Annotated in this window: 20 protein-coding genes and 4 tRNA genes; 19 read left to right on the top strand and 5 right to left on the bottom strand. The window is 53.2% G+C overall.

Annotation, left to right across the window (positions count from 1 at the left end):
• Positions 1 to 891, bottom strand: coding sequence for an HTH-type transcriptional activator IlvY (gene ilvY, locus O9K67_RS23775; protein WP_061499226.1), 891 nt, complete (start codon positions 889 to 891; stop codon positions 1 to 3).
• Between the two features lie 156 nt (positions 892 to 1047).
• On the opposite strand from ilvY, the gene ilvC reads away from it, so the two are divergent.
• On the top strand, positions 1048 to 2523 hold the full coding sequence (gene ilvC, locus O9K67_RS23770; RefSeq protein WP_061499223.1) for a ketol-acid reductoisomerase: 1476 nt from the start codon (positions 1048 to 1050) through the stop codon (positions 2521 to 2523).
• A gap of 81 nt (positions 2524 to 2604) precedes the next feature.
• Here ilvC and ppiC read toward each other — a convergent pair whose 3' ends face one another.
• The gene (gene ppiC, locus O9K67_RS23765) at positions 2605 to 2886 is read right to left on the bottom strand and encodes a peptidylprolyl isomerase PpiC (protein WP_001140255.1); all 282 of its coding nucleotides are present in this window, start codon (positions 2884 to 2886) and stop codon (positions 2605 to 2607) included.
• Between the two features lie 86 nt (positions 2887 to 2972).
• Between ppiC and rep the strand changes: the two genes are divergently transcribed.
• A complete protein-coding gene (gene rep / locus O9K67_RS23760; protein WP_061499220.1) occupies positions 2973 to 4994 on the top strand; it encodes a DNA helicase Rep in 2022 nt (673 codons plus the stop codon).
• 39 nt (positions 4995 to 5033) lie between these two features.
• On the opposite strand, the gene gppA is transcribed toward rep, so the two are convergent.
• Both gppA and rhlB read right to left on the bottom strand, forming a co-directional pair.
• Positions 5034 to 6518, bottom strand: a complete 1485-nt coding sequence (gene gppA, locus O9K67_RS23755) for a guanosine-5'-triphosphate,3'-diphosphate diphosphatase (RefSeq protein ID WP_061499216.1) — start codon at positions 6516 to 6518, stop codon at positions 5034 to 5036.
• Between the two features lie 6 nt (positions 6519 to 6524).
• Positions 6525 to 7793 (bottom strand): ATP-dependent RNA helicase RhlB, encoded by a 1269-nt coding sequence (rhlB, locus tag O9K67_RS23750; RefSeq protein WP_061499212.1) that lies wholly within the window; start codon positions 7791 to 7793, stop codon positions 6525 to 6527.
• A gap of 144 nt (positions 7794 to 7937) precedes the next feature.
• Between rhlB and trxA the strand changes: the two genes are divergently transcribed.
• The 17 genes from trxA to O9K67_RS23665 all read left to right on the top strand — a co-directional run bounded on the left by trxA (position 7938) and on the right by O9K67_RS23665 (position 23177).
• Positions 7938 to 8267: a thioredoxin TrxA gene (gene trxA, locus O9K67_RS23745; RefSeq protein WP_061499209.1), complete on the top strand. Its 330-nt coding sequence runs from the start codon at positions 7938 to 7940 to the stop codon at positions 8265 to 8267.
• Between the two features lie 342 nt (positions 8268 to 8609).
• On the top strand, positions 8610 to 9869 hold the full coding sequence (gene rho, locus O9K67_RS23740; RefSeq protein WP_004386383.1) for a transcription termination factor Rho: 1260 nt from the start codon (positions 8610 to 8612) through the stop codon (positions 9867 to 9869).
• A gap of 244 nt (positions 9870 to 10113) precedes the next feature.
• A complete protein-coding gene (gene wecA, locus O9K67_RS23735) occupies positions 10114 to 11217 on the top strand; it encodes a UDP-N-acetylglucosamine--undecaprenyl-phosphate N-acetylglucosaminephosphotransferase (RefSeq protein WP_061499206.1) in 1104 nt (367 codons plus the stop codon).
• 13 nt (positions 11218 to 11230) lie between these two features.
• Positions 11231 to 12277 (top strand): ECA polysaccharide chain length modulation protein, encoded by a 1047-nt coding sequence (wzzE, locus tag O9K67_RS23730; RefSeq protein WP_061499203.1) that lies wholly within the window; start codon positions 11231 to 11233, stop codon positions 12275 to 12277.
• Between the two features lie 57 nt (positions 12278 to 12334).
• On the top strand, positions 12335 to 13465 hold the full coding sequence (gene wecB / locus O9K67_RS23725) for a non-hydrolyzing UDP-N-acetylglucosamine 2-epimerase (protein ID WP_061499201.1): 1131 nt from the start codon (positions 12335 to 12337) through the stop codon (positions 13463 to 13465).
• Entirely contained in the window at positions 13462 to 14724 is a 1263-nt protein-coding gene (gene wecC, locus O9K67_RS23720; protein WP_061499198.1) for a UDP-N-acetyl-D-mannosamine dehydrogenase, read from the top strand. The genes wecB and wecC overlap by 4 nt, the downstream gene beginning before the upstream one ends.
• Before the next feature lie 17 nt (positions 14725 to 14741).
• Positions 14742 to 15419, top strand: coding sequence for a dTDP-4-amino-4,6-dideoxy-D-galactose acyltransferase (gene rffC, locus O9K67_RS23715; protein ID WP_061499194.1), 678 nt, complete (start codon positions 14742 to 14744; stop codon positions 15417 to 15419).
• A gap of 4 nt (positions 15420 to 15423) precedes the next feature.
• Complete coding sequence (rffA, locus tag O9K67_RS23710) at positions 15424 to 16554, top strand: dTDP-4-amino-4,6-dideoxygalactose transaminase (RefSeq protein ID WP_061499192.1); 1131 nt, start codon at positions 15424 to 15426, stop codon at positions 16552 to 16554.
• A 1-nt stretch (position 16555) separates the two neighbouring features.
• A complete protein-coding gene (gene wzxE, locus O9K67_RS23705) occupies positions 16556 to 17806 on the top strand; it encodes a lipid III flippase WzxE (protein WP_061499189.1) in 1251 nt (416 codons plus the stop codon).
• Entirely contained in the window at positions 17803 to 18882 is a 1080-nt protein-coding gene (locus O9K67_RS23700) for a TDP-N-acetylfucosamine:lipid II N-acetylfucosaminyltransferase (protein WP_061499187.1), read from the top strand. The genes wzxE and O9K67_RS23700 overlap by 4 nt, the downstream gene beginning before the upstream one ends.
• Positions 18879 to 20231 carry an ECA oligosaccharide polymerase gene (gene wzyE, locus O9K67_RS23695; protein ID WP_061499184.1) on the top strand — a complete coding sequence of 451 codons (1353 nt, stop codon included), beginning with the start codon at positions 18879 to 18881 and terminating at the stop codon, positions 20229 to 20231. The genes O9K67_RS23700 and wzyE overlap by 4 nt, the downstream gene beginning before the upstream one ends.
• 9 nt (positions 20232 to 20240) lie before the next feature.
• Entirely contained in the window at positions 20241 to 20981 is a 741-nt protein-coding gene (wecG, locus tag O9K67_RS23690; RefSeq protein WP_061499182.1) for a lipopolysaccharide N-acetylmannosaminouronosyltransferase, read from the top strand.
• Positions 20982 to 21237: 256 nt separating this feature from the next.
• On the top strand, positions 21238 to 22623 hold the full coding sequence (gene thrP, locus O9K67_RS23685; protein WP_061499178.1) for a bifunctional threonine/serine APC transporter ThrP: 1386 nt from the start codon (positions 21238 to 21240) through the stop codon (positions 22621 to 22623).
• A gap of 102 nt (positions 22624 to 22725) precedes the next feature.
• A tRNA-Arg gene (locus O9K67_RS23680) sits at positions 22726 to 22802 on the top strand.
• A gap of 69 nt (positions 22803 to 22871) precedes the next feature.
• Positions 22872 to 22947 (top strand) — tRNA-His (locus tag O9K67_RS23675).
• A 28-nt stretch (positions 22948 to 22975) separates the two neighbouring features.
• Positions 22976 to 23062: transfer RNA gene (locus O9K67_RS23670), tRNA-Leu, on the top strand.
• 38 nt (positions 23063 to 23100) lie between these two features.
• Positions 23101 to 23177 (top strand) — tRNA-Pro (locus O9K67_RS23665).
• Positions 23178 to 23777: 600 nt separating this feature from the next.
• Here the strand turns inward: O9K67_RS23665 and hemY are convergent.
• Positions 23778 to 24977 (bottom strand): protoheme IX biogenesis protein HemY, encoded by a 1200-nt coding sequence (gene hemY / locus O9K67_RS23660; protein ID WP_061499175.1) that lies wholly within the window; start codon positions 24975 to 24977, stop codon positions 23778 to 23780.
• Between the last annotated feature and the right edge of the window lies 1 nt (position 24978).

Here is a 24978-nt window from a genome sequence, read left to right as displayed (position 1 = left end):
TTAATGGTTGGGCAGGATTTGCCAGAAAGCACTGACAAGCGGCTCATGCAGCCGCTTTTTTTGTGCGCATACGCCCAGCTCGAACGGGGTTTTCTCGTCGCTGCGCTCAAGGATCATCACCCGATTGCGCACCGGTTCCGGGCTGTTTTCCAGCACCACTTCCGGAATCAGCGCTACGCCACAGCCTAATGCGACCATTGATACCATTGCTTCGTGGCCGCCAACGGTGGCGTAAATCGACGGGTTACTGATTTTATGACGACGAAACCACAGCTCAATGCGGCGGCGCACTGGCCCTTGATCCGCCATAATAAACGGCACCGTCGACCAGTCGGGATCTGGCTGCGAAACCTGGTTGCGTACCGGGCAGGGTAAGGCCGGGGCTATCAGCACAACAGCAAGATTTTCCAGCATGGAAAAAGCCACTGCGCCGGGCAAGGTTTCCGGTTTCCCGGCTATCGCCAGATCTGCTTCGCCAGTGACCACTTTTTCCATCGCGTCGGCGGCATCGCCGGTGGTGAGTTTGATTTCCACCGACGGATGTTCAGCACGGAAGCGATCGAGGATCGGCGGCAAATGGCTGTACGCCGCAGTAACGGAACAAAACAGATGCAACTCGCCGGAAAGGGAGGGGCCTTGCTGGTCTATCGTGTGGCGGAGTTGCTGATACTGCAATAAAGTTTGTTGAGCGAAAACGCGCAGTTCTTCTCCCGCTTCGGTCAGTGTGACGGTGCGGTTATCCCGCACAAAAAGCGGCTGGCCGAGATCCTCTTCCAGTCGCTGAATCTGGCGCGAGAGCGTGGAAGGGCTGACGTGCATGGCCCGCGCGCTACGGCCAAAATGGCGGCTTTCCGCCAAATGCAGAAAAGTTTTCAGGTCGCGTAAATCCATGAGACAGGCTCCACAAATTTGTATTGCAAAAATTGCAATGTCACATTGTTAATATATCAATTTAAGCAACGCATTTCCTGTCATATAGTGGGTTCAATCTCGCGAAACAGCGAACCGAACAATAAGCACGACAACACAACATCATGAGGTCTCACCATGGCTAACTACTTTAATACACTGAACCTGCGCCAGCAGCTGGCGCAGCTGGGCAAATGTCGCTTTATGGCGCGTGAAGAATTTGCCGATGGCGCAAGCTACCTTCAGGGTAAAAAAGTGGTCATTGTCGGCTGCGGCGCCCAGGGCCTGAATCAGGGTCTGAATATGCGCGACTCTGGCCTGGATATCTCCTACGCGCTGCGTAAGGAAGCGATCGCTGAAAAACGTGCATCCTGGCGCAAAGCGACCGAAAACGGTTTTAACGTTGGCACCTATGAAGAGCTGATCCCGCAGGCGGATCTGGTGGTTAACCTGACGCCGGACAAGCAACACTCTGACGTAGTGCGTTCCGTACAGCCGCTGATGAAAGATGGCGCGGCGCTGGGTTACTCCCATGGTTTCAATATCGTCGAAGTGGGCGAGCAGATCCGTAAAGACATCACCGTGGTGATGGTTGCGCCGAAATGCCCGGGTACCGAAGTGCGTGAAGAGTACAAACGCGGTTTTGGCGTACCGACCCTGATTGCTGTGCACCCGGAGAACGATCCGAAAGGTGAAGGTATGGCGATCGCTAAAGCCTGGGCTGCAGCCACGGGCGGCCATCGCGCCGGGGTTCTGGAGTCCTCTTTCGTTGCGGAGGTGAAATCTGACCTGATGGGCGAACAGACCATTCTCTGCGGTATGTTGCAGGCTGGTTCTCTGCTGTGCTTCGACAAGCTGGTGGCAGAAGGTACTGATGCCGCTTACGCGGAAAAACTGATTCAGTTCGGCTGGGAAACCATCACCGAAGCGCTGAAACAGGGCGGCATCACTCTGATGATGGACCGTCTTTCTAACCCGGCAAAACTGCGTGCTTACGCGCTGTCAGAACAACTGAAAGGCATTATGGCGCCGCTGTTCCAGAAACATATGGATGACATCATCTCCGGCGAATTCTCCTCCGGCATGATGGCTGATTGGGCTAACGATGATAAAAAACTGCTGACCTGGCGTGAAGAGACCGGTAAAACCGCATTCGAGACCGCACCGCAGTTTGAAGGCAAAATCAGCGAACAAGAGTACTTCGATAAAGGCGTACTGATGATCGCGATGGTGAAAGCGGGTGTTGAACTGGCGTTTGAAACCATGGTTTCCTCCGGCATCATCGAAGAGTCAGCTTACTATGAATCACTGCACGAGCTGCCGCTGATTGCCAACACCATCGCGCGTAAACGCCTGTATGAAATGAACGTGGTTATCTCTGATACCGCTGAGTACGGTAACTACCTGTTCTCTTATGCCTGTGTTCCGCTGCTGAAAGAGTTTATGACCACGCTGCAGACGGGCGATCTGGGCCAGGCGATTGCCGAAGGCGCTGTTGATAACGCGCAACTGCGTGATGTGAACGAAGCGATCCGCAGTCATGCGATTGAAAAAGTGGGTCAGAAACTGCGTGGCTATATGACCGATATGAAGCGTATTGCTGTCGCAGGCTAAAAAAGAGGTCGGGTAAGCGTTTCGCCAGCCCGACCTGCAGTAACGTAAGCCCGGTAAGCGTGAGCGCTACTGGGCTTTATATTAGTTGCGATACAGCACTTTGATAATGTGATAACCGAACTGGGTGTGCAGCGGGCCGGTCGGCTCCAGCACCGGGCAGGAAAACACCACTTTATCGAAAGCCGGTACCATCTGACCCTGACGGAATTCCCCTAAATGGCCTCCCTTTTTGCCTGACGGGCAAATAGAGTGTTTTTTCGCCAGTTTCTCGAAGTCGCCGCCGTTTTTGATTTGTTCCAGAAGATCCAGCGCCAGTTTCTCTTCTTTAACAAGGATGTGCAGTGCTGCTGCTGTTTTTGCCATGATCGTGCCTTGAGTGGAGGAGTTTGGGCTGGCTATACTACCACGCTGTTTATTTCCTTCCTGACTTTCATTGAGTGATTTTTTCTATGCGTTTAAATCCCGGACAACAACAAGCCGTCGAATTCGTCACCGGCCCCTGCCTGGTGCTGGCGGGCGCAGGATCCGGTAAAACGCGCGTGATCACCAATAAAATCGCTCACCTTATTCGGGGTTGCGGCTATCAGGCGCGACATATTGCAGCGGTCACCTTTACCAACAAAGCCGCACGCGAAATGAAGGAGCGTGTCGCGCAAACGCTGGGCCGGAAAGAGGCTCGGGGGTTGATGATCTCCACGTTCCATACGTTGGGGCTGGATATCATCAAGCGTGAATATGCTGCGCTGGGTATGAAATCTAACTTTTCGTTGTTCGACGATACCGATCAGGTCGCCCTCCTCAAAGATCTGACTGAGGGGCTGATCGAAGATGACAAAGTCGTCCTGCAACAACTGATCTCGGCGATCTCAAACTGGAAAAACGATCTGCTTACCCCGCAGCAGGCGGCCGCTCGCGCGATCGGCGAACGGGATCGTATGTTCGCCCATTGCTACGGTCTTTATACCGCCCATATGAAGGCGTGCAACGTTCTCGATTTTGACGATTTGATCCTGCTACCCACGCTACTATTGCAGCGCAATGAAGAGGTGCGCGAGCGCTGGCAGAACAAGATCCGCTATCTGCTGGTGGATGAATATCAGGATACCAACACCAGCCAGTACGAACTGGTAAAACTGCTGGTGGGCAAGCGCGCACGGTTTACGGTGGTAGGCGACGATGACCAGTCAATTTACTCCTGGCGCGGCGCGAGGCCGCAAAACCTGGTGTTACTGAGTCAGGATTTCCCGGCGTTGCAGGTCATTAAGCTGGAGCAGAACTACCGTTCTTCCGGGCGTATCCTGAAAGCGGCAAACATCCTGATCGCCAATAACCCACACGTGTTTGAAAAACGTCTGTTTTCGGAGCTCGGCTACGGTACGGAGCTGAAAGTCCTGAGCGCCAACCATGAGGAGCATGAAGCTGAGCGCGTGACCGGTGAGTTGATTGCCCATCACTTTGTGAATAAAACGCAGTATAAGGATTATGCCATCCTCTATCGCGGCAACCATCAGTCGCGGGTGTTTGAAAAATTCCTCATGCAGAACCGCATTCCGTACAAGATTTCTGGCGGCACCTCCTTTTTCTCGCGCCCGGAAATTAAAGATCTGTTGGCTTATCTGCGGGTGCTAACCAATACGGATGATGACAGCGCGTTTTTGCGCATTGTGAACACGCCGAAGCGTGAAATTGGTTCCGCCACGCTGCAAAAACTGGGGGAATGGGCAATGGTGCGCAATAAGAGCCTGTTTGCCGCCAGCTTTGACGTTGGGCTAAACCAGACGCTTACCGGGCGCGGTTATGAGTCTTTAACACGCTTTACCCGGTGGCTTGGCGATATACAGCGCCTGTCGGAGCGTGAGCCCATTGCTGCCGTGCGTGATCTCATTCACGGCATTGATTATGAATCCTGGTTATTCGAAACCTCGCCCAGCCCGAAGGCGGCGGAAATGCGTATGAAAAACGTCAATACGTTGTTTGGCTGGATGACCGAGATGCTCGAAGGTAATGAACTGGATGAGCCGATGACGCTGGATCAGGTAGTCACGCGTTTCACCCTGCGCGATATGATGGAGCGGGGTGAAAGCGACGATGAGTCCGACCAGGTACAACTGATGACACTGCATGCGTCTAAAGGCCTGGAGTTCCCTTATGTCTTTCTGGTCGGCATGGAAGAAGGCTTACTGCCGCATCAAAGCAGCATTGATGAAGATAACGTTGATGAGGAACGCCGTCTGGCTTACGTTGGCATAACGCGTGCGCAGAAAGAGCTGATTTTCACGTTGTGCAAAGAGCGTCGTCAGTACGGTGAACTGGTGCGCCCGGAGCCAAGCCGTTTTCTGCTGGAGTTACCGCAAGATGATCTGATCTGGGAGCAGGAGCGCAAGGTAGTCAGCCCGGAAGAGCGCATGCACAAAGGCCAGGCCAATGTGGCGAATATCCGGGCGATGCTGGCAAAAGCGAAAGGAAAATAAAAAAGCCCGGTACTACCGGGCCTTATCAACGCTTATTGGTTACCGGATTTCCAGCGCCCAGTGTACATAGCTCTGCCACTGGCTTTCCTGCTCGATCAACTCCGCACCCAGTGGATGGCCAGCCAGCCAGCCCTCAGGAAGTGTCAGTGTGAGTTTTTCACCCTGTGCGCTAACGGCAATGTCCGGCAACAGGTCGTCACGACGACGGTTGGCAAAGATAATCGCCAGACGCAGTAAACGGCACAGATGTTCCGCAACGCGTGGCGGTACGGCGTTTTGCTGATGCAATGACGAGAGATCAACCGCGTTGGTCTGGTTCAGCAGCAGTGTGGCAAGCAGTTTTTTCTGCGCTGGTGTAAAGCCAGGCAGGTCGAGATTTCGTACCAGCCAGGCGGCATGTAGCGGTGCCTGTTTGAACTCTATGCTGAGGCCGATTTCGTGAAGTTCGCAGGCAACTTTCAGGATATCGGTGCTGTAAGCATCAAGCTCCCATGCTTTTTCAACGCTCTGCGCAAAGCGTCCCGCCAGCGTGGAGACACGTCTTGACTGATCGGTGTCGATGATAAAACGGCGCTGAATATTGCGCAGCGTGCGGCTGCGAATATCCTGATCGACCGCCAGATGCAACATGCCGTAGACCAGACCTTCCCGCAATGCGCCACCGGCGAGCGTCATGCTTTCAATATTCATCTCAGTGAAAATGGCGATCAAGATCGCCAGGCCGCTTGGGAAAACCAGCGCACGCTCAAGCGTCAGGCCTTCAATCTCCAGTTCTTCAAGACGCCCGCACTGAATCGCGCGCTGCTTCAACTGCTGCAGTTTGGCGAGGGTGATGCGTTCATCCATCCCTTGCGCCATCATGATCTCTTGCAACGCCTGAACCGTGCCGGATGCGCCGACGCAGACTTTCCAGCCGTGGCGACGAAGCTCACCGGCGACCGGACGCAATACCTCGCGAGCCGCAAGCTCTGCCGCCTGGAAATTCTCCTGCCCGAGATTGCGATCGGTAAAAAAACGTTCTAGCCAGGTGACACAGCCCATCGAAAGGCTGAACAGCGATGTGGTTTGCGCGCCGGTGCCAGTCACCAGTTCGGTACTTGCGCCGCCAATATCCACGACAAGACGCTGATCGGCGCCGCCTGTTGTGTGGGCAACGCCTTGATATATCAGGCGCGCCTCTTCTTCACCGCTGATAACTTGCACCGGGCAGCCGAGGATCTCTTGCGCCTTATCGAGGAAAGTCCGGGCGTTAACCGCCAGACGCAGCGTGGCGGTTGCCACGACGCGGATTTGTTCTTGCGGGATATCCTGTAGTCGTTCAGAGAACAGCCGCAGACATTGCCAACCGCGCTCCATGGCTTCCTGAGAAAGATGATTTTCGCTGCTCAGGCCGGCGGCCAGGCGAACCTTGCGTTTAATGCGGGACAGCGTCTGGATACTGCCCGCCACCTCGCGTACAACCAGCATATGAAAACTGTTGGAACCGAGATCAATAGCTGCATAGAGCGAGGCGGAACCGAGCATATTTTTTTAACCTGAACGACGACGATTACGTGGTGCGCCACCACTGCGACGCGGGCCGTTGCCAGAGCGGGGGCGCGTCAGGCGTTTTGGCGGCGGCAGTTCGCTGAGCAGGGCATCCGGGTTGTATTTACTGACCGGAATGGAGTGGCCAATATAGGTTTCAATAGCGGGCAGGTTCAGCGCGTATTCTTCACAGGCCAGGCTGATGGAATTGCCGCTTGCGCCAGCGCGACCGGTACGACCGATACGGTGCACGTAATCTTCGCAATCGTCCGGCAGATCGTAGTTAAAAACATGTGTTACGGCAGGAATATGCAGACCACGAGCCGCCACATCTGTTGCTACCAGAATATCGAGATCGCCACGCGTGAATTCATCAAGAATGCGCAGGCGTTTTTTCTGCGCCACATCGCCCGTCAATAAACCAACACGGTGACCATCTGCGGCCAGGTGGCCCCAGATATCTTCACAACGGTGTTTAGTGTTGGCGAAGATGATTGCACGATCCGGCCACTCTTCTTCAATCAGCGTTTGCAGTAAACGCATTTTTTCATCATTGGACGGATAGAACAGCTCTTCTTTGATACGGTGGCCGGTTTTCTGTTCCGGTTCGACTTCCACGTATTCAGCGTTGTTCATTTGCTCGAACGCCAGTTCACGCACTCGGTAAGAGAGGGTCGCGGAGAACAGCATATTAAGACGCTGGTCGGTTGCCGGCATACGGCGGAACAACCAACGGATATCTTTTATAAAGCCCAGATCGTACATACGATCGGCTTCGTCCAGCACCACGACCTGGATCGCGCCCAGGTTAATATGGTTCTGTTTGGTGTAATCAATAAGGCGGCCAGTGGTGCCGATCAGAATATCGACGCCGCTTTCCAGTACTTTCAGCTGCTTGTCGTAGCCATCACCGCCGTAAGCCAGGCCCAGTTTCAGACCTGTCGCCTGCGCCAGGGGCTCCGCATCGGCGTGGATTTGCACCGCAAGTTCACGGGTCGGCGCCATAATAATTGCGCGCGGCTGGTTCACTTTGCGGTCTTCGATCGCCGGGTGAGAAAGGAGATAGTGGAACGTTGACGTTAAAAACGCCATCGTTTTGCCGGTACCGGTTTGCGCCTGACCTGCAACATCCCGGCCCGCCAGCGTCAGCGGAAGGGCCAGTGCCTGAATAGGCGTGCAATTATGAAACCCTTTATTTTCAAGGGCCTCAATCACTTTTGGGTGCAGGGCGAAGTCGGAAAACTTCTGTTCTGTTAAATGTGTTTTGCTCATAGTGTGGTAGAATATCAGCTTACTATTGCTTTACGAAAGCGTATCCGGTGAAATAAAGTCAACCTTTAGTTGGTTATTGTGGCATCAACACGTTGCTGTTTTATGCTACACCAACACGCCAGGCTTATTCCTGTGGAGTTATATATGAGCGATAAAATTATTCACCTGACTGACGATAGTTTTGACACGGATGTACTCAAAGCAAACGGGCTTGTTCTCGTCGATTTCTGGGCAGAGTGGTGTGGTCCGTGTAAAATGATCGCCCCGATTCTGGATGAAGTCGCTACTGAGTACGAAGGCAAACTGACCGTTGCCAAGCTGAACATTGACCAGAATCCAGGTACCGCACCGAAGTACGGTATTCGCGGGATTCCAACCCTTCTGCTGTTCAAAAACGGCGAAGTGGCGGCAACCAAAGTCGGTGCTTTGTCTAAAGGCCAACTGAAAGAGTTCCTGGACGCCAACCTGGCATAATCCGGGCTCAGCCGGCGCGCCAGCACTCCTATTTTATGTGGATCGCTGGACGCCCGGCTTCAGCCGTGCTAACTTTGTTTTGACTTCGTTTTGAACATACCTTAGTAGTTTGAATCTTGCATTACCCCGATACTTCCCGTAGAGCTGCATTGCCGCGAGAGAAGTAGACAGATTCCGGGCTTGTCACTCATTCCGTCTTATCGTTTCAGTTCTGCGTCCATTCCTGTGACCAGACGCCGATCGGACATGAGTTGATGGCCGTTAACAGGCATGGATGACCCTGCCATACCATTCACAACATTAAGTTCGAGATTTACCCCGAGTTTAAGAACCCACACCATTATGAATCTTACCGAATTAAAGAATACGCCGGTTTCTGAGCTGATCACTCTCGGCGAAAATATGGGGCTGGAAAACCTGGCCCGTATGCGCAAACAGGACATCATTTTTGCCATCCTGAAGCAGCACGCGAAGAGTGGCGAAGATATCTTTGGCGACGGTGTGCTGGAGATTCTGCAGGATGGATTTGGTTTCCTCCGCTCCGCAGACAGCTCCTACCTCGCCGGTCCTGACGACATCTACGTTTCTCCCAGCCAAATCCGCCGCTTCAACCTCCGCACCGGTGACACCATTTCAGGTAAGATTCGCCCACCTAAAGAAGGTGAACGTTACTTTGCACTGCTGAAAGTCAACGAGGTGAACTTCGATAAGCCGGAGAATGCGCGCAACAAGATTCTGTTCGAGAACCTGACGCCGCTGCATGCGAATTCGCGTCTGCGTATGGAACGCGGTAATGGCTCAACCGAAGACTTAACCGCCCGCGTTTTGGACCTGGCGTCACCCATCGGTCGCGGTCAGCGTGGTCTGATTGTTGCGCCGCCGAAAGCCGGTAAAACCATGCTGCTGCAGAATATCGCGCAGAGCATCGCGTACAACCATCCAGACTGTGTGTTGATGGTGTTACTGATTGACGAACGTCCGGAAGAAGTGACCGAGATGCAACGTCTGGTGAAAGGTGAAGTGGTTGCCTCCACCTTTGACGAACCAGCTTCCCGCCACGTGCAGGTTGCTGAGATGGTTATCGAAAAAGCCAAGCGCCTGGTTGAGCATAAGAAAGACGTGATCATTCTGCTGGACTCCATCACCCGTCTGGCGCGCGCTTACAACACCGTGGTGCCGGCATCCGGCAAAGTGTTAACCGGTGGTGTGGATGCAAACGCCCTGCATCGTCCGAAGCGTTTCTTCGGTGCAGCGCGTAACGTGGAAGAGGGTGGTAGCCTGACCATCATCGCAACGGCGCTGATCGATACCGGTTCGAAGATGGACGAAGTGATTTACGAAGAGTTTAAAGGCACCGGTAACATGGAGCTGCATCTCTCCCGTAAAATTGCTGAAAAACGCGTCTTCCCGGCCATTGATTACAACCGTTCCGGTACGCGTAAAGAAGAGCTGCTCACCACTCAGGAAGAGCTACAGAAAATGTGGATCCTGCGCAAAATCATTCACCCGATGGGTGAGATCGATGCGATGGAGTTCCTCATTAACAAGCTGGCGATGACGAAGACGAATGATGAGTTCTTCGACATGATGAAGCGCTCTTAGAACAAATAAACCCCAGATGCGCCACGTTTTTACGTGGCGTTTTTCATTTATGGGCTATACGCTATATGCACTGGGACAGGCATTGTCCGACACAGACCTCGTCAAAAGGATATATTCTTCGTATGAATTCCTCATTTGACTGAAAAACAAACAATAACGTCTGTGAATGACCTGCTTTCTCCTTTTATGGAGCGTGGCATCGTCGTTATACTGCCGGGATCAACATTCGCTGAGAGCATGCATTGTGAATTTACTCACTGCGTTTACTGAATTATTCAGTATCTTCTTGTTCACTACCGCCTTCTTGTTCTTCGCCAGGAAAATGGCGAAGTATGTGGGGTTGGTGGACAAACCTAACTACCGAAAACGGCATCAGGGACTGATTCCGCTGGTAGGGGGAATTTCAGTCTACGCTGGTATCTGCTTTACTTTTGCTATTACAAACGATTATATCCCTCACGCTGCGCTCTACCTGAGTTGTGCAGGGGTGCTGGTCTTTGTCGGCGCGCTGGACGATCGCTTTGATATTAGCGTTAAAATCCGTGCGGCTATCCAGGCCGGGATCGCAGTTGTAATGATGATGGTGGGCAAACTCTATCTGAGCAGCCTTGGTTTCATCTTCGGTTCCTGGGAGATGGTGCTAGGGCCATTTGGTTATCTGCTTACCTTGTTTGCAGTATGGGCCGCGATCAACGCCTTTAATATGGTGGACGGCATTGATGGCCTGCTGGGTGGGTTATCGTGTGTTTCCTTCGCCGCCATCGGCATCATTTTATGGTTTGATGGACAATTCAGCCTGGCGATTTGGTGCTTCGCAATGATTGCGGCGATTGTGCCTTATATTCTATTAAATCTCGGTGTCCTTGGCCGCCGCTACAAAGTTTTTATGGGTGATGCTGGCAGTACGTTGATCGGTTTTACTGTCATTTGGATTTTACTGGAAACCACCCAGGGTAAGACGCACCCCATCAGCCCGGTTACTGCGTTATGGATCATCGCCATTCCGCTGATGGATATGGTGGCGATTACCTATCGTCGGCTGCGTAAAGGCATGAGCCCTTTTTCACCGGACCGTCAACATATCCACCATTTGATCATGCGAGCAGGTTTCACTTCCCGTCAGGCGTTTGTGCTTATCACTCTTGCGGCTGCGCTGTTGGCGGCCATTGGCGTGGTGACGGAGTACCTTCATTTCATTCCAGAATGGGTAATGTTGGCATTATTTTTGCTGGCTTTCTTATTGTATGGCTACTGTATTAAGCGAGCCTGGAAAGTGGCGCGTTTTATCAAGCGGGTAAAACGCAGGATACGCCGTAACAAACACCAAAAATCAACACTAACCAAATAAAACCGGGAAAGCGATGATTCAACCAGCGTCGGAAGCAACTTCAACAGAAACGGAAAATGAACTGGATATCCGGGGCTTGTTTCGTACCCTTTGGGCGGGGAAATTGTGGATTGGAGGGGTAGCGCTGCTGTTTGCATTGTTCGCGTTAGCCTGGACATTTTTCGCGCCCCAGGAGTGGAGCGCCAATGCAATCACCGACAGGCCGACGGTCAATATGCTCGGCGGGTATTACTCTCAGCAGCAGTTTTTGCGCAATCTGGATGTCAAGGCCAACCTGGCATCAGCGGATCAACCGTCTGTCATGGATGAGGCGTATAAAGAGTTCATTATGCAACTTGCTTCCTGGGATACACGCCGCGATTTTTGGTCACAAACAGATTATTTCAGGCAGCGCCAGGTAGGGAATAGCAAAGAAGATGCAGCGATGCTGGATGAGCTGATAAACAATATCCAGTTCGCCCCTGGCGATGCGGCGCGTAACCTGAATGACAATGTGAAGCTTATTGCTGAAACTGCGCCGGATGCGAATAACTTGCTACGTCAGTATGTCGCTTTCGCCAGCCAGCGTGCTGCCAGCCATTTAAACGATGAGCTGAAAGGTGCGTGGGCGGCCCGGACTATCCAGATGAAAGCGCAGGTTAAACGCCAGGAAGAGGTGGCAAAAGCGATTTTTAACCGGCGCCTGCATAACGTTGAACAGGCGCTGAAAGTGGCTGAGCAGAATAATATCTCTCGCAATGAAACCGAGGTTCCGCCGGATGAGTTACCTGATTCGGAACTGTTTATGTTGGGCCGCCCAATGCTGAAGGCACGTCTGGAAAACCTGCAAGCAGTGGGGCCGCAATTCGATCTGGACTATGATCAAAACCGGGCCATGCTGAATACGCTGAATGTCGGCCCCACACTTGATCCTCGTTTTCAGACTTATCGTTATTTGCGCACGCCGGAAGAACCGGTAAAACGCGACAGCCCGCGTCGTGCCTTCATGATGATCATGTGGGGAATTGTTGGCGCGTTAACAGGAGCCGGGGTTGCATTAACGCGACGCCGTTCGGATTAAACGCCGTCTGCGATGAAGGCACCTTGCGCCTTCATCATCTACTCGAAGAGAATCGTTGTGAAAGTACTTACCGTATTTGGCACGCGACCAGAAGCCATCAAAATGGCTCCGCTGGTACATGCGCTGGCAAGGGATCCTGACTTTGAGGCGAGAGTTTGCGTCACTGCGCAGCATCGGGAGATGCTCGATCAGGTGTTGAACCTCTTCTCAATTGTCCCGGATTACGACCTGAATATTATGCGCCCTGGGCAGGGGCTAACCGAAATCACCTGCGGTATCCTCGAAGGACTGAAACCTATTCTTGAGTCTTTCCGTCCGGATGTGGTGCTGGTGCATGGCGACACCACGACCACTATCTCGGCGAGCCTTGCTGCATTTTACCAGCGTATCCCGGTTGGGCACGTGGAAGCCGGGCTGCGTACCGGTGATCTTTCATCCCCCTGGCCGGAAGAAGCCAATCGTACGTTGACTGGTCATCTGGCGATGTATCACTTTGCGCCGACGGAGAATTCTCGCCACAACCTGCTGCAAGAAAATATTGCCGATAACCGTATTTTCGTCACCGGTAATACGGTTATCGACGCGCTTTTCTGGGTGCGCGATAGCGTACTGAAAGACCTTTCGTTACATGGTGAGCTGGCGGCACGCTACCCGTTTCTCGACGAGAATAAAAAACTCATTTTGGTTACGGGTCATCGTCGCGAGAGTTTTGGTCGCGGATTTGAACAGATTTGCCACGCGCTGGCGGATATTGCAGCACAACATAACGATGTGCAGATCGTCTATCCGGTACACCTGAACCCGAATGTCAGCGAGCCGGTAAATCGTATCCTCAGCCAGGTTGAGAACGTCACGCTGATCGAACCGCAGGACTATCTACCGTTCTTGTGGTTGATGAATCATGCATGGCTGATCCTCACCGATTCGGGGGGGATTCAGGAAGAAGCGCCATCGCTGGGGAAACCGGTGCTGGTGATGAGGGATACCACGGAACGACCCGAAGCGGTCGAAGCCGGAACGGTGAAACTGGTCGGCACGGACCGCCAGCGCATTGTCGAAGAGGTTACGCGCCTGCTTCACGATAACGATGCCTGGCAGACCATGAGTCGTGCGCATAATCCGTATGGCGACGGGCAGGCTTGTCGTCGCATTTTGCACGCACTAAAAAACAATCGGGTAACACTATGAGCTTTACAACCATTTCCGTCATTGGCCTCGGATACATTGGCCTTCCTACCGCAGCGGCGTTTGCTTCCCGGAAAAAGCAGGTCATCGGGGTTGATATCAACGCACGCGCCGTGGAAACCATTAATCGCGGAGAGATCCATATTGTCGAGCCGGAACTGGATAACGTCGTAAAAGCCGCGGTAGAGGGCGGATATCTGCGCGCCAGCACCACGCCGGTCACAGCAGATGCCTACCTGATTGCCGTACCCACGCCCTTTAAAGGTGAACATGAGCCGGATATGGTTTATGTCGAAGCGGCGGCAAAATCCATTGCACCGGTGTTAAAAAAAGGCGCACTGGTGATTCTTGAGTCCACCTCGCCGGTCGGGGCGACTGAGCAAATGGCCGCCTGGCTTGCGGCCGCCCGCCCGGACCTTACCTTCCCACAGCAGGTCGGGGAAAAGGCCGACATCAATATCGCCTATTGCCCTGAGCGTGTGCTGCCGGGACAAGTTATGGTTGAACTGATTAAAAATGATCGAGTAATTGGCGGCATGACACCGGTGTGCTCGGCGCGCGCCAGCGAGCTGTACAACATTTTCCTTGAAGGTGAATGTGTGGTGACCAACTCCCGCACCGCAGAAATGTGCAAACTCACCGAAAACAGTTTTCGCGACGTCAACATCGCTTTTGCCAACGAGCTGTCGCTGATCTGTGCCGACCAGAACATTAACGTCTGGGAATTGATCCGTCTGGCAAATCGTCATCCGCGCGTGAATATTCTGCAACCAGGCCCTGGCGTGGGCGGTCACTGCATCGCTGTCGATCCGTGGTTTATTGTGGCGCAGAACCCGCAACAGGCGCGACTCATTCGTACCGCACGTGAGGTGAACGATCATAAGCCGCATTGGGTAGTGGATCAGGTAAAAGCCACCGTTGCCGACTGTCTGACCACAAGCGATAAGCGCGCGAGCGAACTGAAAATCGCCTGTTTTGGGCTGGCCTTTAAACCCAACATTGACGATCTGCGCGAAAGTCCGGCGATGGAAATTACACACAGTGTGGCGCAGTGGCACGGTGGCGAAACTCTGGTGGTTGAACCGAATATCCATCAGCTTCCTGCCTCGCTGACCGGTATCAGTAAACTGGTCAGCATGCAGGAGGCACTGGCACAGGCGGATGTGCTGATCATGCTGGTCGATCACAAAGAATTTAAAGCGCTGGATGGCCGCTGCATCACGCAGCGTCACATTGTGGACACCAAAGGCGTCTGGCGCTGATGCGCTAAGGAGACGAGATGGCTCTTCACGGCACTGTAGAAGAACTGGCATGGGAAAGCGCATTTTTTGGTATCCGCAGCGCTATCGTGCGTCTGCATCCTGAAGCGCCTGCGCTGAACGTCGCGGATTTCACTGGCTGGTCGCGTCTCCAGGTCAAATTGCCAGCGTCGCACACGCATACCCTCGATGCGCTGCAACAATTCGGTTTTCAACTGGTGGAAGGGGAAATCGACCTGTCATTAGCTGTGTCTGTTCAGGGATGCGATCCCCATGCAGAAGTGGCGAATGTGGACGATATCCCCGTGCTGCGGCAAATGGCATCGGAGACGTTTGTGCAGAGCCGTTTTCGCGCCCCGTGGTACCCGGCCGATGCCAGCGGGCGTTTCTACGCGCAGTGGATTGAAAACGCAGTAAAAGGTGTGTTTGACCATCAATGTCTGCTGTTTCGCCGCGAGGGCGGTGAAATCGCGGGCTTTGTCTCTTTGCGGCAGTTAAACGAGCATGAGGCGCGGATTGGCTTACTGGCTGGTCGTGGGATGGGCGAAAAATTAATGCAGGCTGCCAGCCACTGGGCACGGCAGCGGCAATTAACGCAGGTGCGAGTGGCAACCCAGCTTGGGAATACCGTCGCACTTAAACGCTATATTCAAAGCGGAGCGAATGTGGAAAGCACTGCTCTGTGGTTATACAGGTGACGTTATGATCCCCTTCAATGCACCCCCGGTCGTGGGGACGGAACTCGACTACATGCAGTCGGCGATGGGCAGCGGTAAATTATGCGGTGATGGCGGCTTTACCCGCCGCTGCCAGCAGTGGATGGAGCAGCGTTTTCACAGTGCCAAAGTGCTGCTGACGCCTTCCTGCACCGCCTCGCTGGAAATGGCGGCACTGTTGCTGAATATTCAGCCTGGCGATGAAGTGATCATGCCGAGTTATACCTTCGTCTCCACCGCCAACGCCTTTGTGCTGCGTGGGGCGAAAATTGTCTTTGTGGATATCCGCCCGGATACCCTGAATATTGATGAAACCTGTATTGAAGCGGCGATTACTGACAAAACCCGCGTGATTGTGCCGGTGCACTATGCCGGGGTGGCCTGCGAAATGGACACCATTATGGCGATTGCGAAACGCCATAATCTGTTTGTGGTGGAAGATGCTGCTCAAGGCGTGATGTCGACCTACAAAGGCCGGGCGCTGGGTACGATCGGGCATATTGGCTGTTTTAGTTTTCACGAAACGAAAAACTACACGGCAGGCGGTGAAGGTGGAGCAACGCTGATTAACGACCGCGCGCTGGTTGAACGTGCCGAGGTCATTCGCGAAAAAGGCACCAACCGCAGCCAGTTCTTCCGTGGGCAGGTGGATAAATACACCTGGCGGGATATTGGTTCGAGTTATCTGATGGCGGATCTACAAGCCGCGTACTTGTGGGCGCAACTTGAAGCGGCTGACCGCATCAATCAGCAGCGCCTGGCGCTGTGGCAGAACTATTACGATGCATTGGCGCCGCTGGCGCGAGCCGGACGTATTGCGTTGCCCTCGGTTCCGGCAGACTGTGGTCACAATGCGCATATGTTCTATATCAAACTGCGCGATGAGGCTGACCGCAGCAAGCTGATCGCTTTCCTGAAAGAAGCGGAGATCCTCGCCGTATTTCACTACATCCCGCTCCATGCTTCTCCGGCAGGAGAAAAGTTTGGCGAATTCCACGGCGAAGATCGCTATACCACGCAAGAAAGTGAGCGTTTGCTTCGCTTGCCGCTGTTCTACAATCTGTCGCCTGTTAACCAGCGCACGGTCATTAGCACACTTCTGAGCTATTTCAGCTGATATGTCACTGGCAAAAGCATCGGTATGGACGGCGGCCAGTACGCTGGTGAAAATTGGCGCGGGCTTGCTGGTGATCAAACTTCTTGCGGTGGCTTTTGGGCCATCCGGTGTTGGACAGGCAGGTAATTTTCGTCAACTCATCACGGTGCTCGGCGTTCTCGCGGGCGCCGGGATTTTTAATGGGGTGACGAAATGGGTGGCTCAGCACCATGATGACCCGGCGCGTCTGCGCGTGGTGGTCGGGACATCATCGGCGATGGTGCTCGGTTTCTCTACATTGTTGGCGCTGATCTTTTTGTTTGCCGCTGCGCCTGTCAGTCAGGGTTTGTTTGGTCATACTCATTACCAGGGATTGGTGCGTCTGGTGGCGCTAGTGCAATTGGGTATCGCATGGGCGAACCTGCTACTGGCGGTAATGAAAGGGTTCCGCGATGCGGTGAGTAATGCACTGTCATTAATTATCGGCAGCGTCATTGGTGTACTGGCATGGTATCTCTGCTTCAAATTGGGAGGGTACCAGGGCGCATTGCTGGGGCTGGCATTGGTGCCTGCGTTGGTGGTGATCCCGGCGTTAGCGTTGCTCATTCGGCGCGGTGCGGTTCCGCTGGGTTTTTTCAAACCTCAGTGGGATACGGCGCTGGCGGGACAGTTAAGCAAATTTACGCTGATGGCGTTGATCACGTCATTTACCATGCCGTTGGCTTACGTGATGATGCGAAACCAGCTGGCTGCGCATTATAGCTGGGACGAAGTGGGGATCTGGCAGGGGGTAAGCAGTATTTCCGATGCTTACCTGCAATTCATTACCGCGTCGTTTACGGTTTATTTGCTGCCGACATTATCGCGCCTGGCGACAAAGCAGGCGATCTCCCGCGAAATCGTAAAGTCGCTACGTTTCGTTTTACCTGCGGTGGCGGCTGTCAGCCTGGCCGTCTGGTTGCTACGCGATGTGGCTATCTGGTTGCTGTTTTCCAGTAAGTTTACCGCCATGCGCGACCTCTTTGCCTGGCAATTGATCGGCGATGTATTGAAAGTGGGCGCTTACGTCTTTGGTTATCTGGTGGTCGCCAAAGCCTCGTTACGTTTTTATATTCTGGCAGAAATAAGTCAGTTCACCCTGCTGACACTGTTTTCCCGCTGGTTAATTCCCGCGCACGGTGCCGCTGGTGCGGCGCAGGCCTATATGGCCACGTATGTTATTTATTTCGCCCTCTGTTGCGGCGTGTTTTTGATTTGGCGTAAGAAGTCATGACTACACTCATTCACGTACTGGGATCGGATATCCCACACCATAATCAGACTGTGCTGCGATTCTTTAATGATGTGCTCGCGGCGTCGGGTGCATATGCCCGTGAATTTATGATCGTCGGGCGTGACGAAGGTCAGGGTACGGAATATCCCGCCCTGACATTGCATTTTTATCCCGGAAAGAAGGCGCTGGCGCGGGCGGTGATCGCGAAAGCGAAAGCCCAACGTCAGCAGCGTTTCTTTTTTCATGGGCAGTTTAATTTCGACATATGGCTGGCTTTATTAACCGGCGCAATAAAGCGTGAGCAGTTCTACTGGCATGCCTGGGGTGCCGATCTTTACGAAGTTTCGCACAGCCTTAAGTTCCGCCTTTTTTATCCGCTGCGCCGGCTGGCGCAGCGCCGTGTTGGGACTATTTTTGCGACCCGTGGCGATCTGGCGTGGTTTGCTCAGCGTAATCCCGGCGTGCGCGGAGAGTTGCTCTATTTCCCGACGCGCATGGATCCGGCGCTCAATGCCATGGCGCATGAACTGCAGCATGAAGGTCCACTGACGATTCTGGTGGGCAATTCCGGTGATCCAAGCAATGAACATGTGGCAGTGCTGCATGCCATTCATCGCCAGTTTGGCGATACGGTGAAAATCATCGTGCCAATGGGGTATCCGGACAATAACGACGCTTATATTGAGACGGTGCGGCGTGCGGGGCTGGCCTTATTCAGCGCGGATAATCTGCGCGTCCTCAATGAGAAGATGGCCTTTGATGACTATCTGGCTCTGCTGGGGACGTGCGATCTCGGATACTTTATTTTTGCCCGTCAGCAAGGGATCGGTACGCTCTGCCTGCTGATTCAGGCGGGTGTACCCTGCGTGCTGAACAGGGAAAACCCGTTCTGGCGCGATATGGTGGCGGAAGATATTCCCGTGCTATTTACCACGGATAACCTGAATGAGGCGGTAGTCCGTGAAGCCCGGCGGCAATTGATGGCGGTGGATAAAAACGCCATTACCTTTTTCAGCCCGAATTTTATCGCGCCGTGGCATAAAGCACTGCGCATAGCTGCGGGGAGTGCCGGATGAGCCCACTTGAATTCTGCGGACTGTTTATCCTCTGGTTACTGGCATCGCTGTTTATCGCCACGTTAACCTGGTTTGAATTCCGTCGCGTGCGTTTTAACTTTAACGTCTTTTTTTCACTGCTCTTTTTGCTGACATTCTTCTTCGGCTTTCCGCTGACCAGCGTGCTGGTGTTCCGCTTTAACGTGGGGGTTGCGCCGCCTGGCGTGATGATGCAGTCGTTACTTGCAGCAACCTGTTTCTACGGAATTTACTATGTGACGTATAAAACGCGGCTGCGCAAACATACTGCGCCGGTATCGCGTCGACCGCTGTTCACCATTAACCGGGTTGAGGCGAATCTGACATGGGTGATGTTAATGGTCATCGCTCTGGTCAGCGTCAGCATCTTCTTTATGCATAACGGCTTTTTGCTGTTCCGCCTGCAATCCTATAGCCAGATCTTCTCCAGTGAAGTGTCCGGTGTGGCACTTAAGCGCTTCTTTTATTTCTTTATTCCCGCAATGCTGGTGGTCTACTTTTTGCGGCAGAGTGCGCAGGCATGGCTCTTCTTCCTCGTCAGCACGGTCGCTTTTGGTTTGCTGACCTATATGATTGTTGGCGGAACCCGCGCCAATATCATTATCGCGTTCGCGATCTTTTTGTTTATCGGCATTATTCGTGGGTGGATCTCGTTGTGGATGCTGGCCGCTGCAGGTGTGTTTGGCATCGTTGGTATGTTCTGGTTGGCGATCAAGCGTTACGGACTGAATGTCAGTGGCGATGAAGCGTTTTATACGTTCCTGTACCTGACCCGTGACACCTTTTCACCTTGGGAAAACTTGTCGCTGCTGCTGCAAAACTACGACAAAATTGCCTTTCAGGGGTTGGCGCCCATCGTGCGCGACTTCTATGTCTTTATTCCGTCCTGGCTGTGGCCAACGCGTCCGAATATTGTGTTGAATACGGCCAATTACTTTACCTGGGAAGTTCTGAACAACCACTCTGGCCTTGCTATCTCGCCAACGTTGATCGGCTCTCTGGTGGTGATGGGCGGTGTTGCCTTTATCCCGCTCGGTGCGGTGACGGTGGGGCTCATCATTAAATGGTTTGACTGGTTGTATACTCTGGGCAACCGGGAAACGAACCGCTATAAGGCCGCAATCCTGTACAGTTTCTGCTTTGGCGCGATTTTCAACATGATTGTGCTGGCTCGTGAAGGGCTGGATGCTTTCGTGTCTCGCGTGGTGTTTTTCCTCGTCATCTTCGGCTTCTGCTTGTTGCTGGCGAAGCTGCTGTACTGGCTGTTTGATAACGCGGGCCTGATACACAAACGCGGTGAACGCGCGGCAAAACCCCTTTCCCAGATGTAAAGGATAAACATGACGGACAAGACTGCAGCGCCGCTGTATGACCTGCGTGGTCTGAAATTGATTGGCTGGCGCGATATGCAACACGCGCTGGATTATCTGTATGCGAATGGCGAGATCAGGCAAGGTACGCTGGTCGCCATTAATGCGGAAAAGATGCTGACGCTGGAAGATGATGCTCAGGTGCGAGCGTTGATCGAAGCGGCTGAGTTTAAATACGCCGACGGCATCAGCGTCGTGCGCTCCTTGCGGAAGAAGTTCCCGCGCGCGCAAGTATCCCGTGTTGCCGGTGCCGATCTGTGGGAAAAACTGATGGCGCGGGCAGGCGAAAATGCGACGCCGGTATTTCTGGTGGGTGGCAAGCCCGATGTGCTGGCGCAGACGGAGCAGAAACTGCGTGCACAATGGCAGGTGAATATTGTGGGCAGCCAGGATGGGTATTTTAATCCGGAGCAGCAGCAAGCACTGTTTGAGCGCATCCGTGATAGCGGGGCGAAAATCATCACTGTGGCAATGGGATCGCCAAAGCAGGAGATCCTGATGCGCGACTGCCGCACTGTCTATCCTGATGCGTTATACATGGGGGTTGGCGGAACGTACGACGTCTTTACGGGCCATGTAAAGCGTGCGCCTAAACTCTGGCAGCATCTGGGGATGGAGTGGCTTTATCGGCTGCTGTCACAACCGAGCCGTTTAAAGCGTCAATTGCGTTTGCTGCGTTATCTGCGTTGGCACTACAGCGGAAAACTCTGAACAACGTTGGCGGCGCAGCGTGCTGCCTTTTTTTCTCCTTCTGCTGTTTTATTGTGCAATACACCGATTTTTTTTATACATCATTTGCCATTTCTTCTGTTTTAAGAAACCATTCGCTCACTCATTGCAGTGCCGTGGTGTTTTTGGCGACAACCTTTTCCGGGTTAGCGCCGAATGGCCTGTTATGAGATGAGGGAAACTCATAACAATAACCCGCAGATCGGGCAAAGAAAGAAGCAAACACAACAGAGGATTTATGGCTGAAAACAAACCAGAGCTTCAGCGTGGACTGGAGTCTCGACACATCGAATTAATCGCCCTGGGCGGTACCATTGGCGTGGGGCTCTTTATGGGCGCCGCCAGTACCCTGAAATGGGCCGGCCCGTCGGTACTGCTGGCATACATTATTGCGGGTCTCTTCGTCTTCTTTATTATGCGCTCAATGGGCGAGATGCTGTTCCTTGAGCCGGTAGCGGGGTCTTTTGCTGTTTACGCGCACCGCTATATGAGTCCTTTCTTCGGTTATCTCACCGCCTGGTCTTACTGGTTTATGTGGATGGCGGTGGGGATTTCTGAAATTACCGCGATTGGGGTGTACGTCCAGTTCTGGTTCCCCGATCTTGCCCAGTGGATACCCGCGCTTATTGCGGTGGGGCTGGTGGCGCTGGCGAACCTCGCGGCAGTGCGTCTGTACGGTGAAATCGAATTCTGGTTCGCGATGATCAAGGTGACCACCATCATTGTGATGATCGTGGTTGGCCTGGGCGTTATCTTCTTTGGTATCGGCAACGGCGGGCATTCGATTGGTTTTGGTAATCTGACCGAACATGGCGGTTTCTTTGCCGGCGGCTGGAAAGGCTTTCTGACTGCGCTCTGTATCGTTGTGGCGTCCTATCAGGGTGTTGAACTGATTGGTATTACCGCCGGTGAAGCGAAAAACCCACAGGTTACGCTGCGCAGTGCAGTAAGTAAGGTACTGTGGCGTATCCTGATTTTCTATGTGGGCGCGATTTTCGTTATTGTGACGATTTTCCCGTGGAACGAAATCGGTACGAACGGCAGCCCGTTTGTGCTGACCTTTGCGAAGATTGGCATTACGGCGGCAGCAGGAATTATTAACTTTGTGGTGCTGACGGCGGCGCTGTCCGGCTGTAACAGCGGCATGTATAGCTGTGGTCGTATGTTGTATGCGCTGGCGAAGAACCGCCAACTGCCTGCTGCGGTGGCGAAAGTGTCTAAAAGCGGCGTTCCGGCGGCGGGTGTGACAATTTCCATCATTATCCTGCTGATTGGTTCCTGTCTGAATTACATTATTCCGAACCCGCAACGCGTGTTTGTTTACGTCTATAGTGCCAGCGTATTGCCAGGCATGGTGCCGTGGTTTGTGATCCTGATTAGCCAGCTGCGTTTCCGTAAGGCGCATAAAGAAGCTATTGCCAGCCATCCCTTCCGCTCAATGTTGTTCCCGTGGGCGAACTGGCTAACGATGGCGTTTTTGATTTGCGTGCTGATTGGTATGGGATTCAACGACGATACGCGTATGTCGCTGTTTGTCGGTGTTATCTTCCTTGCTGCGGTAACAGTGGCGTATAAAGTATTTGGTCTTAACCGACACGCTGTTACGCAACGGGTGAGTGAATAAGAGGCAAAATGCGCAAAGCATAACCAAACGCGCATTTTCTTCAAAAAAGCACTAGACAGCCGCGCCCGAAGTCCGTACTATCCACCCCCGCAACGGCGCTACGCGCCCGTAGCTCAGCTGGATAGAGCGCTGCCCTCCGGAGGCAGAGGTCTCAGGTTCGAATCCTGTCGGGCGCGCCATTTAAACCCGGCGCTTGAGCTGCGGTGGTTCGTGAAGTATGACGATACCGCGTGAAAAGATTTACAGTGGTGGCTATAGCTCAGTTGGTAGAGCCCTGGATTGTGATTCCAGTTGTCGTGGGTTCGAGTCCCATTAGCCACCCCATTATTTAGCAGTAAAAGTTTCGTGGAATGCGAAGGTGGCGGAATTGGTAGACGCGCTAGCTTCAGGTGTTAGTGTCCTTACGGACGTGGGGGTTCAAGTCCCCCCCCTCGCACCACAACTTAGATTGAACAAAAAATTCAAAAAGCAGTATATCGGCGAGTAGCGCAGCTTGGTAGCGCAACTGGTTTGGGACCAGTGGGTCGGAGGTTCGAATCCTCTCTCGCCGACCAATTTTGAACCCCGCTTTAGCGGGGTTTTTTGTTTTCTGATCTCCTCTTTTTTCCATTTCTTTGTATTTTCTCTCTTTTTCACCGTTGTTGCTTACAGACGACAATCACGCCCTTTCTTGTCGCCCGATGGAGACATTTAACGCATTGATATTTATGGTGTAAGTTGATTGCTCAGGGAAGTGTCGTTATGCGGCGACAGTTATGCATGATAAGCGGCTAATTATCATAGGGGAAAAAGGGGAGAAGGCCTGAATTGACTGACTTCTTAAAAGGTTGCGCGGGTTAACATTAGTTAATGCAAACCTGGCACGCTATGTGCAATAATATCACTGTAGATGCTCATTCCATCTCTTATGTTCGCCTTCTGGCTTCATAAACTCAGGAATGATGCAGAGCCGTTTACGGTGCTTATCGTCCACTGACAGATGTCGCTTCGGCCTCATCAAACACCATGGACATAACGTTGAGTGAAGCACCCATTTAGTTGTCAACAGACCTGTTTTAACGCCTGCCTGAGTCTTCCGGCAGGCGTTTTTTTATGGGTGGAGGGATAGGGATGCAGGTGGCGTTATTACCTTCCTGCTCCCGAATGACGCTGAATCAATTACCTGACGGGTTGTTTTGCAGAGTCAGCAACAGGCCGTCACGACGCATGGTCGCGGCTTCTTCCGGCTGGTGCAGGCGATCGAGGCAATCAGCGAGCCATGCATAATCGAACGCTTCCGGGCGCTGCTTCAGCGCCGCGCGGAATGCCAACGTGGCCTCCTGCCATTCACCATGTTTCATCAACGACTGACCAAGCGTGCTCCATAACAGCGGACGATCGCCCTGGGTTTTGATCTGCTGGCGCAACACTTTCTCGATCTGTTGCGGATTATTGGTTTTCAGCCGTGGGATCACCAGCACCAGACGATCATCATACTGACGTTTAAGACCTTCAAGGATAATGTCCTGCGCAGTATCGTGATCGTCACATTCGATCAAATGCTCGGCCATTGCCACTTGCAATACCACCTGCTGACGGGTTTTGCGGCTCTGGTTTTTCCACCAACTCTTCAGGCCTTCGCTGCCCAGGTCGGCACGTGCCTGGTCCATGATGCCAATCCAGGCTTGTTGTTGCAGCGCGTCGCGGTGCTCATCGTCACCGACATTGGCTTTTGCCATCGACGGAATGATATCCAGCAGCGATGCCCATGCGCCGGTGCGAATATATGCCTGCTCTGCCAGACGCAACACTTCCGGATGACGCGGCGTGATTTCCAGCAATTTATCCACGCCATGGCGTGCAGCATGGTTCTCATTGCGCGCCAGTTGCAGGCGAACGCGCGTGATTTCTACCGGGATAGGATCTTTTTCAGACAGCTCCGCAGCGCGCTCCAGATGCTGGTTCGCACGGGTTTCATCACCGCGCTGCTGCGCTGCTTCCGCCGCCAGCAGGTAGTTGACCATCGGGTGTTCGGCATGGTCGGCGTTTTTCGACATCAGCTTCTCTACCTGCTGATAATCGCCTTCCGCCAGTTTTAGCAACGCTTGCTCAGTCTGTTTACGGGCGCGGCGGCGCTTACGTCCCACAAACCAGCCGCGCGTATGCGCGCTGGTACGGAAAAGACGACGCAACAGCCATTCAAGCGCAAACATCATCACCAGCGCCAGCACCAGAATAATCACTAACCCCGTGACACTCGTCTCGATGTTGTAATTATCCGTCTGGATGAGGACATAGCCCTGATGCCCGGCGAGCATAGGGCCAAGAACGATCCCGGCAATTAACAGTGCAAAGAGTAACAGTACTTTCAGCATG

The sequence above is a fragment of the Kosakonia oryzendophytica genome, from assembly GCF_027886705.1.
Classification (GTDB): Bacteria; Pseudomonadota; Gammaproteobacteria; order Enterobacterales; family Enterobacteriaceae; genus Kosakonia; species Kosakonia oryzendophytica.
This window is presented reverse-complemented; position numbering and strand designations above follow the sequence as displayed.